Below are 14,236 nucleotides of genomic sequence, written 5' to 3'. Positions count from 1 at the left end.
TCCCTTTCCCCTTTCGGGACTAGAAAACAACTCAGGCGAGATCTTCGACAGAGGCGGACTCGTTGCGTGACAGGTTGATACCGAGGTTTGCAGCAGCACGCTCCAAGTCCTCGTCATCGCCGTCACGCATCTCGATCGCCGCGCCGTCACTGGAGAGCACCTCAACGTTGAGGCACAGCGACTGCAGCTCCTTGAGAAGCACCTTGAACGACTCCGGAATACCGGGTTCGGGGATGTTCTCGCCCTTCACGATTGCCTCGTACACCTTGACCCGGCCGACGGTGTCGTCGGACTTGATGGTCAGCAGCTCCTGCAGGGTGTAGGCGGCACCGTAGGCCTGCATGGCCCAACATTCCATTTCACCGAACCGCTGGCCACCGAACTGCGCCTTACCGCCCAGCGGCTGCTGGGTGATCATCGAGTACGGGCCGGTGGAACGCGCGTGAATCTTGTCGTCCACCAAGTGGTGCAGCTTCAGGATGTACATGTAGCCGACCGTCACCGGGTACGGGAACGGCTCGCCACTGCGGCCATCGAACAACTGCGACTTGCCGTCGGCGTTGACCATGACGTCGCCGTCGCGGTTGGGCAGCGTCGAGCCGAGCAGACCCGAGAGCTCCCCTTCCTGCGCACCGTCGAACACCGGGGTGGACACGATGCTGTCCGCCGGGGCGGAGAGCAGGCCCTCCGGCAAGTTCGACGCCCAGGCAGGAACTTCACCGGCACCGTCGGCACCGTCGATGTTCCAGCCGGCCTTGGCGACCCACCCGAGGTGAGTTTCCAGGATCTGGCCGATGTTCATACGACGCGGCACACCGTGGGTGTTCAGGATGATGTCCACCGGGGTGCCATCAGGCATGAACGGCATGTCCTCGACCGGCAGGATCTTGCCGATGACGCCCTTGTTGCCGTGGCGTCCGGCGAGCTTGTCGCCGTCGGAGATCTTGCGCTTCTGGGCCACGTAGACGCGGACCAGCTCGTTGACACCGGCGGGCAGCTCGTCGTCATCCTCACGTGAGAACACGCGGATGCCGATCACCTTGCCGGACTCACCGTGGGGCACCTTGAGCGACGTGTCGCGGACCTCGCGGGCCTTCTCACCGAAGATGGCACGCAGCAGGCGCTCCTCCGGGGTCAGCTCGGTTTCACCCTTCGGGGTGACCTTGCCGACCAGGATGTCGCCGTCGCGGACCTCGGCGCCGATGCGGACGATGCCGCGCTCGTCGAGATCGGCCAGCACCTCATCGGAGACGTTCGGGATGTCCCGGGTGATCTCCTCGGCGCCCAGCTTGGTGTCGCGGGCATCGATCTCGTGCTCTTCGATGTGAATCGAGGTGAGCACGTCCTCCTCAACCAGACGGTTGGAGAGGATGATCGCGTCCTCGTAGTTGTGACCCTCCCACGGCATGATCGCCACGAGCAGGTTCTTGCCCAGGGCCATCTCACCGTTCTCGGTGCACGGTCCGTCGGCGACGACCTGGCCGGCCTCGACACGCTGCCCGGCGTCCACGATCGGACGCTGGTTGGCGCAGGTGCCGTGGTTGGACCGGGCGAACTTGCGCATCCGGTAGGTGTGCCGGGTGCCGTCGTCGGCCATCACGGTGATGTAGTCGGCCGAGACCTCCTCGACGACGCCCGCCTTCTCCGAGACGATGACATCGCCGGCGTCGATCGCGGCGCGCAGCTCCATACCGGTACCGACCAGCGGGGCCTCGCTGCGCACCAGCGGAACCGCCTGGCGCTGCATGTTGGCACCCATCAGGGCACGGTTGGCGTCGTCGTGCTCGAGGAACGGGATCATCGCGGTCGCGACAGACACCATCTGGCGCGGCGAGACGTCCATGTAGTCGACGTCGGACGGGGCCACGTTCTCGACCTCGCCACCCTTACGGCGGACCATCACGCGGTCCTCGGTGAAGCTGCCGTCCGCGGCGATCGGCGAGTTGGCCTGCGCCACGACGTGGCGGTCCTCCTCGTCGGCGGTCAGGTAGTCGACCTGGTCGGTGACGACGCCATCGGTGACCTTGCGGTACGGGGTCTCGATGAAGCCGAACGGGTTGACCCGGGCATACACCGACAGCGAGCCGATCAGACCGATGTTGGGACCCTCAGGGGTCTCGATCGGACACATGCGGCCGTAGTGCGACGAGTGGACGTCGCGGACCTCAAGGCCGGCACGCTCACGGGACAGACCGCCGGGGCCCAGCGCCGACAGACGACGCTTGTGGGTCAGACCCGACAGCGGGTTGTTCTGGTCCATGAACTGCGACAGCTGGCTGGTACCGAAGAACTCCTTGATCGCCGCCACGACGGGACGGATGTTGATCAGGGTCTGCGGCGTGATCGCCTCGACGTCCTGGGTGGTCATGCGCTCACGCACGACACGCTCCATGCGCGAAAGGCCGACCCGGATCTGGTTCTGGATCAGCTCGCCCACGGTACGCAGACGACGGTTGCCGAAGTGGTCGATGTCATCGACCTCGACCGGAACCTCGACGCCGCCGGGAACCGTCATCGAGGTCTGGCCCTCGTGCAGACGCACCAGGTACTCGATGGTGGCGACGACGTCTTCCTCGGTGAGGGTCGACGACGTGATCGGCTTGCCGGCGTTCAGCCCGAGCTTCTTGTTGACCTTGTAGCGGCCGACGCGGGCCAGGTCGTAGCGCTTCTCCTTGAAGAACAGGTTCTCCAGCAGGGTCTGCGCGGACTCCTTGGTCGGCGGCTCGCCCGGACGCAGCTTGCGGTAGATGTCCAGCAGCGCCTCGTCGGGACCAGCGGTGCTGTCCTTCTCGAGGGTGCCCATCATGATCTCGGAGAAGCCGAAGCGCTCCACGATCTGCTCATTCGTCCAGCCCAGGGCCTTCAGGAGCACGGTGACCGGCTGACGACGCTTGCGGTCGATGCGGACACCGACGGTGTCGCGCTTGTCGACGTCGAACTCGAGCCACGCACCGCGGCCGGGGATCACCTTGACACTGTGCAGCGTCTTCTCGGTGGACTTGTCGATGCTGTCGTCGAAGTACACACCGGGCGAACGGACCAGCTGGGACACCACGACACGCTCGGTGCCGTTGATGATGAAGGTGCCCTTCTCGGTCATCATCGGGAAATCACCCATGAAGACCGTCTGGCTCTTGATCTCACCGGTGTTGTTGTTGATGAACTCGGCCGTGACGAACAGCGGAGCCGCGTACGTCATGTCCTTGTCTTTGCACTCGTCGACCGGCGCCTTGACTTCGTCGAAGCGCGGGTCCGAGAAGCTCAGCGACATCGAGCCGGAGAAATCCTCGATCGGCGAGAGCTCTTCGAGCACCTCTTCGAGACCGCCCTTGGGGTTGGTCTCGCCGCGATCGACGGCCTTCTGGCGCCATCCATCCCCTCCGACGAGCCAGTCGAAGGAATCGGTCTGCACGTCGAGTAGCCCCGGAACCTCAAGTGGTTCACGGAGCTTTGCAAATGAAACTCGGTTCGGTGCTCCTGGGACGGAGTTATTGGTGTTAGCGTTCGCTGTGCTCTGGCTAGAGACTGCCAAGATGCATCCTTCCAGCACCTCATGCGACTTTTGAAAGGGCCAGCAAGAGCCGTCCTTCTGGGCCGCGATTCTGCGTCGGTTCGGCTGGCTTTGACCTGTCCGGAACCTCATACGCACGGCACAGGACTAGATGCTGAGCAACGCTCAGGCTAGAACATTGTGTGCAGGTCAGGTGAGGGTGGGCAGGGTGCAGCCAGCGCAACGTCCAACGATAGCGCACGTCCGCCAATTATTCAACGAGCAGTCCTCAACCACCACACATCCACCGCGTGAAGCGGGTTCACCCGGCGCTGGCTGGCGTCCACTAAACCCTTCACACATGCTGCCCAACAGATTGGCCTGTCCATGGCCGTCCGTCAAGAGGTGACGCGCGGTTTGGTGCGCGGATCATGCCGCGCCGAAATGCGCGAACAGCCCTGATGCGACATCCGCCGGAACCAACCGTTCCGGGATCACCAGTCCCGTTCCCAAACTCCGCGCCGAGACGTGAAACACGTGGTCAGCGTGCCAGATGCGCTCGATACCGCCCAGCTTCAAGATCTGCAGATGGCCTCCGAGGCGTACCCCGATCTGCTGCGAACCGAACTCGGCCGCGATCGGCGCTCCGGGCGGAACCAACTGACGGAATTTCGCCGGCGCCGCGAAGCACACCACGTAGGTGAGCGCACCGACGGTCGCGACCAACACCCCAGCGGCGCGGAGCACCGAAGACGCGGTCAGCTCCCCGTCCTCGACATACGAATAGCCGAGCACCACCAGTGGTACGAGGATCGCGAGCGCGAGCGCCAATCGAGTCACCACACTGCGCTTGACCGCGGCGCCCAGTTCGTCGGCCAAACCGGCGTCGGCGATGTCCATGACGCGGGTCACCCCATCGGGGCCCGTCCGCTGCCTTGCACCGGGCGTCGCCGCCTCCGGATACAACGGAACCACCCGGCGACGCTCTTTGAAGGTGGACAGCAATTTGGCCGCGGTGTCTGGCGGTACCAGCTCGTCGGGGATCAGCAGTTGAATGTCACCGACGCCCTGCACCACGAGGACCGAGTCAACACGCCGGACCTGAAGCACCTGGTCGAGGTAGAGCGCATTGAAGTGCTCCAACCAGCCGATACCGATGGCCTCCGGCCTGAACTCGGCCCACATGGCAGTGCCGGCAGGCAGCTTGAGCGCCCAACTCCGGGGTGCTGCGAGGACGAGCAGTCCGAACCCGAACACAGTGAAGATCCCGACACTCATGACGACGGTGAACGCCAGCGCGTACAGGAGATAAGGGAGATTCTCGCCCGAGAACGGCATGTCGGCGGAAAGAACGACGACGATGGGGACGACCACGGTGACCAGGGCCAAAACGACCCACAGTCGGCGTTTGGGGAGGTATTCGGCGCGCGCCAACTGTCTGGTCATCCGTGCATCGGCGATACCGTTCGCCCGGGTGACGCCACCGCCCAATTCCTCGAATCGGGTGGGCTGACCCCGCTGCGGGTGCATGTCGGCTCCTGCGTGTCCGCGAGACAAATCAGGCCGGACCCTGGGGCCCGGCCTGATGTGATGAAACTCAGCTCTGGTGAGGAACCTCGATGGCTCCGGTCGGGGCGTCGTCCTCGACCGGGCGGTGGTGGCGCGCGGTGGGCTCGTCGCCGAACTCGTGCGCCGCGTACTTGTGCGTGCCCTCCAGGTCATCCAGAATCGCGGCCTGTGCGGCCGGCGGCAGGGTGTGCAGGATCTCCCGCACACGCGCCTGACGACGGCCCACAGCCTTGCGCTCCGGCATACCGGGGGTCGCCATCAGCTGCGGCGGCACACCCTCGATCTCCTCGACACCACCGTCGTGCTGGCCGGCCTCCATCATGGCCTGCTCAGCGGCCGCCGTGGCCTCGTCCTTCTCCTCCGACATACCGATCGGCCCGATACGGCGACCGTTGAGGAACTGCTTGACCACAGGCTCCTCGCTGGTCAGCAGCACCTCGCGGGGACCGAACATGACCAACTGCTTGCGGAACAGCATGCCGATGTTGTCGGGCACGGTCCGCGCGATGTTGATGTTGTGCGTCACGATCAGCACCGTGGCGTCGATCTGCGCGTTGATGTCGATCAGCAGCTGGGACAGGTACGCGGTACGCACCGGGTCCAGACCGGAGTCCGGCTCGTCACACAGGATGATCTTCGGGTCGAGCACCAGGGCGCGGGCCAGGCCGGCGCGCTTGCGCATACCGCCGGAGATCTCACCGGGGAACTTGTGCCCGTCGTTGGGCATACCCACCAGGTCGAGCTTCTCCATGACGATGTTGCGGATCTCGCTCTCGCTCTTCTTCGTGTGCTCGCGCAACGGGAAGGCGGTGTTGTCATAGATGTTCATCGAGCCGAACAGCGCGCCGTCCTGGAACAGCACACCGAACAGGGTGCGGATCTCGTAGAGCTCTTTCGCCGAGCACTCAAGGATGTTGGTGCCGTCGATGACGATCGAGCCGCGCTCCGGGCGCAGCAGGCCGATCAGGGACTTCAAGAACACCGATTTACCGGTACCCGACGGGCCCAGCAACACGCTGACCTCACCCTCGGGAACCGTCAACGTGACGTCTTCCCAAATCTTCGACGATCCAAAAGATTTGCTCAGCCCCGTCACATCGATTTGGACGCCCATCAAAGATCCTTCCGCCTACGGCTCACCCCACCACCTGCTGCGGCCTGTGGCTTGAGTCACCATAGCGCACGCGCGAGCGCACACACATGCATGTCTCCCAATATTCGGGAGTACCCCGACGCTGCCCGGACCAATCCTGCACACACGAGCAAAGGACCCCCGAATCCATCCGGATTCGGGGGTCCTTGCGGTCCAGATATGGACTACTTGACGGTGACGCTGGCGCCGGCAGCCTCGAGCTTGCTCTTGGCGTCCTCGGCGGCCTCCTTGGTGACCTTCTCCAGCAGCGGCTTGGGAGCGCCGTCGACCAGATCCTTGGCTTCCTTCAGGCCCAGGCCGGAGACGATCTCGCGGACGACCTTGATGACGCCGATCTTCTTCTCGCCGGCGCCCTCGAGGATGACGTCGAACTCCGACTGCTCCTCGGCGGCCTCGGCGGCGGCCGGGGCGGCGCCGGCGGCGGCAACGGCGACCGGAGCGGCGGCGGTGACCTCGAAGACCTCTTCGAACTGCTTCACGAACTCAGAGAGCTCCAGCAGGGTCATTTCCTTGAACGCGTCGAGCAGTTCGTCGGTGGACAGCTTGGCCATGTTTATGGTCCTTCCTGATTTTTCTTACAGATGTTGGGTGGTTTGTGCGGTTGCGCAGACGTTGCGATCGAGCAGCTGCTAGGCAGCTTCGCTGGCGGCTTTCTTCTCCTGCAGCGCCGCCGCGAGGCGGGCCACCTGAGAAGCAGGCGCGTTGAACAGGCCTGCAGCCTTGGACAGGTTGCCCTTCATGGCACCTGCCAGCTTGGCGAGCAGAACCTCGCGCGACTCGAGGTCGGCGATCTTCTCGACCTCGGACACGGACAGCGCCTTGCCGTCCATGTAGCCGCCCTTGATGACGAGCGCCTTGTTGTCCTTGGCGAACTTCTTGATCGCCTTGGCAGCGTCAACGGGCTCACCATTGACGAACGCGATCGCCGTGGGACCGGCGAACAGCTCGTCGAGACCTTCAATGCCTGCTTCGGACGCGGCGCGCTTCACCAGAGTGTTCTTGGCGACGGTGTACGTGGCGGAGTCGCCGAGAGAACGACGCAGCTCAGCCAGGTTCGCCACAGTCAGCCCGCGGTACTCGGTGACGACGGTGGCCGTCGACGCCTTGAACTGCTCAGCAATGTCGGCAACCGCCGTGGCCTTTTCAGCCTTGGCCATGCATGCCTCCTTGTGGTGGGTATCGGGCGTCCCGCCTCGAACCGCCATCCGGTCGACAAGAAGGTCCGGAAATGACGAACGCCCCGACGCAGACAGGTCGGGGCGCAGATATACCCAGCACGAAAACTGGTCTAGCCTCGTCCTCCTGCGTGGGCCGCCCGGGATATCCCGGGACCTTCAACCGATTACTCGGTGACCGACGGTCTTCGGTGGAACTCGACCAGAGTAGCCGAACACCCACCGATCAGCCAAAACGCGCCGCCTCCCGGCACCGTCAGCGGACGCCCGCGACCACCAGTAGCACGAACGCCGCGGCAAGCAACGCCACCCGCAGCCAGTGCAGACGGTCCCAGCGTCGGGCCAGCTCATGGAACTGATCAGGGTCCTCGTCACCGGCCCCAGCACCGCCGAATCCCGCCGCGACACGGTTGTTGATCGGCACCAGTGTGGTGACCGACAGCAGCATGACCAGCCCCATCAGCACAACGGCCGTGATGAGCACCGGCCCGGGATCCCACACCGTGGCGGCGATCAGCAACGCCACCGAACCCATGTACCAGAACGGCATCGCCGTCCCGAGGATCCGACTGCCGGTACCGCGGGCCTGCCGGTAGGCGGCGTCGGGCAGTCGCTGCAGGATCGGGTTGGTGAACGCGGCGACGCCGAACTCGACGCCGACCAGGGGCCCCATCACGACCAGGGCGAGAATCTGCACGATTTCTTCCATGCCATCCAGGCTGGTCAGTATGCTGACAAAAAACAAGGTACTGACAAATTAGTCAGCTTGAAGGGGTCGGATGTGGCGGTTTCCAAGAAAGAGGTCGGCGAGTGCCCGATCGACGCGACGCTGTCGGTCATCGACGGCCGCTGGAAGGGCACCATCCTGTGGCGGTTGTCCGACGGTCCGATGCGCACCGCCGAACTGCGCCGCAGCATCCCCGACATCACCGAGCGGATGCTCATCCGGCATCTGCACGAGCTGGTCGACGCCGGGATCATCGATCGCCATGACGCGGGCACGGTGCCGCCGTGCGTGCACTATTCGATCTCGGAGTACGGCATGACGCTGGCGCCGGTGCTGGGCGCGTTGTGCGAATGGGGTCGCACCCACATGGAGCTCCAGAAGCGGAGCCGTCAGCCGCGCGCCAGGGCCGCCGCACCCACCAGGCCGGCGTCCCCACCGAGTTCCGCCGGGACCACCCGCAGCCCCCGCAGGAACTCGAGCCCGGCGTAGTCGGCGAGGGCCGCGCGCAGGGGGTCGAACAACAATGCCCCGGACTTGGCCACTCCCCCGCCGATCACCACCAGGTCCAGGTCGCAGACCGCGCCCACCGAGGCGATCGTCGCCGCCACCGCCCGCGCCCCTCGATGAAATGCCTTGACGGCCAATTCATCTCCTTGACCGGCCGCGTCGCCAAGCGCCTTGGCGTCCGTGCCGTCCCACCCCTGTCGCCGGGCCCACCGCACCATGCTGGGCCCGGACGCGATGGTCTCGACGCAGCCGTGCCCACCGCAGGTACACACCTCACCGCCGTCGGGGGCGACGACGACATGGCCGACATGGCCGGCGTTTCCGGTGCGGCCGTCATACGGTGCGCCGTCGAGCACCAGACCACCGCCGATCCCGGTCGACACCACCATGCCGAGCAGGAACTGCGCACCCCGGCCCGCACCGCACCACTGCTCGCCGAGCGCCATGCACAGCCCGTCGCCACCGAGCCGGACCGGCAACCGGGTGGCGTCGGCAACCCGTTGCACGATCGGAAAGTGTTGCCACTCGGTGATATTGATCGGGCTGACGGTTCCGTTGGGCAGGTCGATCGGCCCGGCCGAGGCCACGCCCACAGCGGTCGCTGCCCCGCCCGCGGTCCGCATGGTCTCGCCGAGCAGTTCCTCGACGACGGCCCATACCGTCTCGGCTTCACCGTCCGGGGTGGGCAACTGGGCCCGATGGACGAGCTGCCCCTCGGGATCGACGAGGCCGACGGCAATCTTGGTGCCGCCGATATCGACCGCCAGGGTCATTGGCAGGGGCAGGGCCACGGAGGCACTCCTAGTGCTTGTGCGTGTTGTCCGGTTGACGGGGATCCCCGGGATGCTCGTACCCGGGGGCAAGTTCCACCAGGGCCGCGCAACGCGCGTCGAGCCACAGCCGGAACGCCTGCCTGCGTGCGGCCGCCCGCAGGTGCGCGGCTATCCGGTCGTGCACCTGATCCAACGACGGGGCGTACGGCCGGCCATGCCAGCCGTGCGAGTCCGCCTGAATCGGCGCGAACCGCAGCGGATTTCGCGCATGGTAGGCAGCCACCTCCGCATCCGAAACATCGACCGCGGCGGTCACATCCGCGAACAGCGCACGGGCCATCGGGGTAGCCAGCGTGGCGGCGGCGACGCTGCCGATCTCCAGCCTGGCGGCGACGTCGGGCAGCACCTCCTCCCGACCGGGTGCGCCGAGGCCGGACAGGCCGCGCGCGGCGGCCTCCCCGTCGACCACCCGTTCGGCGACCACCAACTGGGTGAGCCAGCGGCGCAACTGACGCCCTTCGCTGGTTCCGGGACGTGGCAGTGCCGAGGCCCGGTTGCCGGCCCGCAGTGCGGCTTCGCGCTCGTCGATCTCCTTGATCCACACCGGTTTTCCGGCCACTCGTGCCGCATATCTCACCGGGTTCATCGGACCGTCACCTTCACCGCCGGCGAATAGACCAGCCGCCCGGCACAACCCACCCGGACCAACGCCCACCACTCCCCCGGTTCGACCCACGATGGCGGCGCGACGTCGAACCCGATCTCGGCGGTACCCCCCGCGGGCACCTCGACACCGACCGCGGCCGGTCCCATCCACTCCCAGGTTCCCCACGGGCTGATCAGGTGTGCCTCGGCGCTCAGTCCGGCGAGTGCATCGGTGCCGATAGTCACCGACAGCAGGGCGGTCTCACCGGCCTTGACATCGACGGCCTGCGGCTCGGACACCAGCTTGAGCACTTGGGCCCCGGTGTCACCTCCGGGTTCACCGATCGTGACGATGCAGACGTCCTCGACCACCTGCCGCCACGACGGCGGCAGCGCATCCGATCCCGTCACTGCGAGCTCGGCGCGCAACGGGTACAGCCCGGGAGAGGCTCCGGCCGGGACGCTCAACACCACCTCCGTTTCCAGGTGCTCACCCGGTGGAAGGACATAGGGCAACTCTGCGGGCCGCACGTCCCACCCTGGCGGACCATGCAGTCTGACCCGGCCGTGCAGTACGGCATCGGTGCAGTCGCTGGCTGCAGTCAGCCGCACGACCACCTCGTCACCAGGTTGTCCGGCAATGCTTTCCGGATGGAGGTACGCGACAGCAGGTAAGCCGCCCAGCGGCGCCGGACCGCGGTTGTGCAGCCAGTACCGGGCGTAGAGCGGCTGTGCTGCCTCAGCTTCGGGCGCCAACCGCTGGTGCTCGCCACGCAACACCTTCGGCACGTTGAGCTGAGTGGATACGGTGGCGATCTGGTAGCCGTGCAGGCTCAGATGGGAGGGCTGCTCCGGCGCCGGCTCCTCCAGCAGGTTCAGGTTCGCGGCGGCGGAGACCGCGCGCAGCCCGGAGCGGATGGTGACGTCGGCGGCGCTGCCGGTGATCTCGACCAGACGCACGGTGACCCCGTCGGCCGGATCGGCGTTGCGGGCACTGCCCGATGCGAGCGGATTCCCGGTGGCCTTGAGCGCACCCAGTTGTACGGTGCCCGCCGGCTCGATCTCCAGTAGCGATCCCCACGCCGGCAGACCGCCGCCGACTGCCGAATCGACCACCACCGGTTGCAGCGGCCGGTTGAACTCCGCCGCGCTGGGTGCGACCCCTGCGGCACGCCAATCGCCTGCGCCGGTGACCAGTGCGTAGTCGAATGTGTGTGTCCAGTGCTGCAATTGGAAGTTGGATCCGTCCGGTGCGGTACGGCGGGGCGCGTCGATCCAGGTGCCCGACGGCCAGCCGGTGCAGGACCGCATCAGCGATGTGTGCAAGGTGCCGTCGGGCTCGATGGCGAAGCTGGGTACACCACGGTTCAGCAGCGCGACGGTGCGGGCATCGAACGGTTCAGCCACACCGGGAACGTGTTGGGTGACGACGATCTCGGCGTCACCGAGGTCATCGACGACCGCGTCGAGGTCTCCGGCCAGAATCAGGACCGGCAAGGTGCGCACCCCGCGCAGATCGGCACCCGGCACCCAATGTTCGATCAACGGCGCGTCGGCGGGCACCCAGACGCGGGCAGATCCGCTTGCGTCGATCTGACGTTTGAATTCGTCGGTGTAGGCGATGTCTGCCTCGGCGAGAACGGCTGCGGTGAACTGGTTTTCATCGGGGCCACCGAGCGCGAACCGGGTGTCGGGCAGGTTGGAGTCCACGGTGAGATCGCCGTAGCGGGGTTTGTCGGCAGCGCTGCAGGTGGCCGTCACCCCGGCGCGTACCAGGGCCACCATCAGATCGCGCGGGTCGGTGCCGTCGTCGGGAGCGACCACCTCGGCCACCGAAACGGCTCGCAACGCATCGGCTCCGATCCGTACGCGCACGGCCGAGGACAGCCCGAACCAGCCGTAGGCGGGGTTGTCCAGCGTCCACGGATGTTGCGCGGCATCAACGGCGTGATGATCCGCACCGTGGTGCAGCAGCCCGAATCCGCGGCCGATGACGGCATCTCCGACCTCACTCACCGGAAGCGCCCCCGGCACCGGACAGGGCCACCGCAGCCGCACCAGGCGGTCGGCCCCGACGAACTCCTCGATGACGGTGCGGCAATCGACCCGGTCCACCCCGGACCACAGTGTGATGATCTGGGTGTAGCGCAACAGGTCTGCGATGCGTCCCCGTACGATCACCCGCTGCCCCACCGCGCTCTCATAGCACTGCACGTCGTCGGCCGGCCCGGCCGACGAGCACACCACCGGCCCCGTGGGGAGCAGGTGCCAGGGCCCTTCCCCGGCCTCGGGGTGGGCCGAATACTCCTCGTAGACAGCCAGTTCGTTGCCGACGCCGCCGTCAGCGATGAGCTCGCGCCCGTCGTCCAGCAGCGAGCACACCCCACCGCCACGCGCCGCATCGACGCGCAGCCGGTACCGGTCGTTGGCGATCTCGGCACCCGCCAGCGGTTCCCAGCCCCGCGCCGCGCCGGGGACGAAACGGTAGGACTGCCAGCCCAGTGACGGCACGTCACGGGCCGGCCAGCTCACCGTCGCTCCACCGTGCTCGACCAGAACCGGTAGCTCGTTGCCGTCACTGTCGAGCACCGCACCGGGGAACGGCGCGTCCAGGTGCACGGTGACAATGTCGGTCCGGTTGTGCGCCAGTGCGTTCCATACGACAACGGCATTGGTCCCCGGGTCGCTGCTCTCGGGGTCGCCGGACCCGCCGACGGCCTGCGACAACAGACGCAGAGCATTGTCGCGGGCAGTGACGCCCAGCTCCCAGGCGTCGCGCCAACTCGTCAGCAGGTCGAGGTAGACCTGATCGGATTCCGAGCCGGTGATGGCGTCGTGATGTGCACCGTAGGCCAGCTGCACCCAGGCTTTGGCCATGGCGGCCTGCGGGTAGTCCGCACCGCCGAGCAGTCCGGCGAACACCGAGAACCGCTCGGCGTCGAGCACCGCGTCCTCGGCGGCCCGGTTGGCCTGTTTGGTGTCGATGTAGGAGACGTCTTTGCCGGTGTAGATCGGATTCATATCGCGCGTCTGCGGGGACGGCGTGATCCCGCGCTCGTCGACTTCGGCCCGCACCGCGGTGAAGAATTCGGATGGCAGCGCGCACACGAACTTCGGCCAGACATACCGCGAGTTCCAGTCGCGGTGGATCTGGGTGACCCATTTGTTGGGCGGCGTGTAATCGGTGCCGACGGGCAGGAGCACGTTGCGGGTCAACGCAACTCGCTTGAGTTTGGTGAACAGCGTGTAGGTGGATTCCTCCGCCTCGGCCAGTGAGGCGGACGAGTCCATCCACCATCCGGCCGAATAGTGCGCAGGCATGTAATGGGTGAGAAGCCCTCTGCCCGACGGCGCGATCCACTCGAACTCGCTGGCGAACTGCATGCGCTCGGGGTCGCCAGCCACACCAGCCACGTTCTGCATCGGCCCCCATTGGTGGTGCGGTCCGCGCGCCCACGAGCTGGAAGTCAACCCGACATCGGCCGCCATTCCGGGAAACTGCGGGTCGTGGCCGAACACGTCGAGCTGCCACGCGGTGGCCGGATCGGCACCCAGCACATCGCGTTGAAACCCCATGCCCGACACAAAGTTCCGGATCGCGGTCTCCGGGCTGGTGAGGTTGGTGTTGGGTTCGTTGTAGGTGCCGCCCATGATCTCGACGCGGCCCTGCGCGATGAACCGGCGTAGATCGGCCCGATCTTCCGGGCGCGCATCCCAATAGGGCTTGAGATAATCGACCTCGGCGAGGACGAACTTGTATTCCGGTTCGCGCCGCGCCATTTCCAGGTGTGCGTGGACCAGGTCGAAGCCGTTGGTCTGGCGGCACTGGCCGGGTGGATCCTCGGTCCACACGCTGGTGTAGGCGGCCTGGGTGTTCCACCAGACCGGGTCGTAGTGGAAGTGGCTGATCATGTACATGGTCCAGCCCGGCTCGGCCACGATGAAGTCGAAGGCCGTTTCCCCCACCCGGGCGCGCCGGACCTCGCCGGGTACGCCTCGCTCGACGTCCACCGGAACCTCGACGGTGCCGTCCCCGGATGCGGCGATCGCCTCTCCGGAGAGCCCGTCCCCGTCCACCCGGACCGGCGTCGGCGAGCCGCAGGCCTCGTATCTCACCCGAACCAGCTGCCGGGGGGCATCCTGCGGCCCGGCAAACAGCTCCGTCGTCTCCACTGACGTGACGTGCATCTGGAAAAC

Annotated in this window: 10 protein-coding genes; 1 reads left to right on the top strand and 9 read right to left on the bottom strand. The window is 66.3% G+C overall.

Features of this window, described 5'->3' with window-relative positions; translation table 11 throughout:
* Nucleotides 1–31 precede the first annotated feature (31 nt).
* The 6 genes from rpoB to ACZY08_RS09610 all read right to left on the bottom strand — a co-directional run bounded on the left by rpoB (nucleotide 32) and on the right by ACZY08_RS09610 (nucleotide 8,096).
* Complete coding sequence (gene rpoB / locus ACZY08_RS09635) at nucleotides 32–3,550, bottom strand: DNA-directed RNA polymerase subunit beta (protein ID WP_463745046.1); 3,519 nt, start codon at nucleotides 3,548–3,550, stop codon at nucleotides 32–34.
* A 369-nt stretch (nucleotides 3,551–3,919) separates the two neighbouring features.
* Nucleotides 3,920–5,020: a hypothetical protein gene (locus ACZY08_RS09630; RefSeq protein ID WP_463745047.1), complete on the bottom strand. Its 1,101-nt coding sequence runs from the start codon at nucleotides 5,018–5,020 to the stop codon at nucleotides 3,920–3,922.
* Nucleotides 5,021–5,087: 67 nt separating this feature from the next.
* Nucleotides 5,088–6,173: an ABC transporter ATP-binding protein gene (locus ACZY08_RS09625; protein ID WP_454788638.1), complete on the bottom strand. Its 1,086-nt coding sequence runs from the start codon at nucleotides 6,171–6,173 to the stop codon at nucleotides 5,088–5,090.
* Between the two features lie 203 nt (nucleotides 6,174–6,376).
* Nucleotides 6,377–6,763: a 50S ribosomal protein L7/L12 gene (gene rplL, locus ACZY08_RS09620; RefSeq protein ID WP_463745048.1), complete on the bottom strand. Its 387-nt coding sequence runs from the start codon at nucleotides 6,761–6,763 to the stop codon at nucleotides 6,377–6,379.
* Between the two features lie 78 nt (nucleotides 6,764–6,841).
* Entirely contained in the window at nucleotides 6,842–7,369 is a 528-nt protein-coding gene (gene rplJ, locus ACZY08_RS09615; protein WP_463745049.1) for a 50S ribosomal protein L10, read from the bottom strand.
* A 274-nt stretch (nucleotides 7,370–7,643) separates the two neighbouring features.
* A complete protein-coding gene (locus tag ACZY08_RS09610; protein WP_463745050.1) occupies nucleotides 7,644–8,096 on the bottom strand; it encodes an anthrone oxygenase family protein in 453 nt (150 codons plus the stop codon).
* Between the two features lie 72 nt (nucleotides 8,097–8,168).
* Between ACZY08_RS09610 and ACZY08_RS09605 the strand changes: the two genes are divergently transcribed.
* Nucleotides 8,169–8,603: a winged helix-turn-helix transcriptional regulator gene (locus ACZY08_RS09605; RefSeq protein ID WP_463745051.1), complete on the top strand. Its 435-nt coding sequence runs from the start codon at nucleotides 8,169–8,171 to the stop codon at nucleotides 8,601–8,603.
* Here ACZY08_RS09605 and ACZY08_RS09600 read toward each other — a convergent pair.
* From ACZY08_RS09600 to ACZY08_RS09590, 3 genes are read right to left on the bottom strand one after another with little or no spacing between them, the layout of a single operon-like run.
* Nucleotides 8,504–9,394: an ROK family protein gene (locus ACZY08_RS09600; RefSeq protein ID WP_463745307.1), complete on the bottom strand. Its 891-nt coding sequence runs from the start codon at nucleotides 9,392–9,394 to the stop codon at nucleotides 8,504–8,506. The genes ACZY08_RS09605 and ACZY08_RS09600 overlap by 100 nt on opposite strands.
* A 28-nt stretch (nucleotides 9,395–9,422) precedes the next feature.
* The gene (locus tag ACZY08_RS09595) at nucleotides 9,423–10,040 is read right to left on the bottom strand and encodes a DUF7158 domain-containing protein (RefSeq protein WP_463745052.1); all 618 of its coding nucleotides are present in this window, start codon (nucleotides 10,038–10,040) and stop codon (nucleotides 9,423–9,425) included.
* Nucleotides 10,037–14,227 carry a glycoside hydrolase family 38 N-terminal domain-containing protein gene (locus ACZY08_RS09590; protein WP_463745053.1) on the bottom strand — a complete coding sequence of 1,397 codons (4,191 nt, stop codon included), beginning with the start codon at nucleotides 14,225–14,227 and terminating at the stop codon, nucleotides 10,037–10,039. The genes ACZY08_RS09595 and ACZY08_RS09590 overlap by 4 nt, the downstream gene beginning before the upstream one ends.
* Between the last annotated feature and the right edge of the window lie 9 nt (nucleotides 14,228–14,236).

The organism is Mycobacterium sp. IDUB_9, from assembly GCF_055419505.1.
The sequence above is the reverse complement of the archived record's forward strand: the minus strand, read 5'-3'. Positions and strand labels throughout refer to the sequence as shown.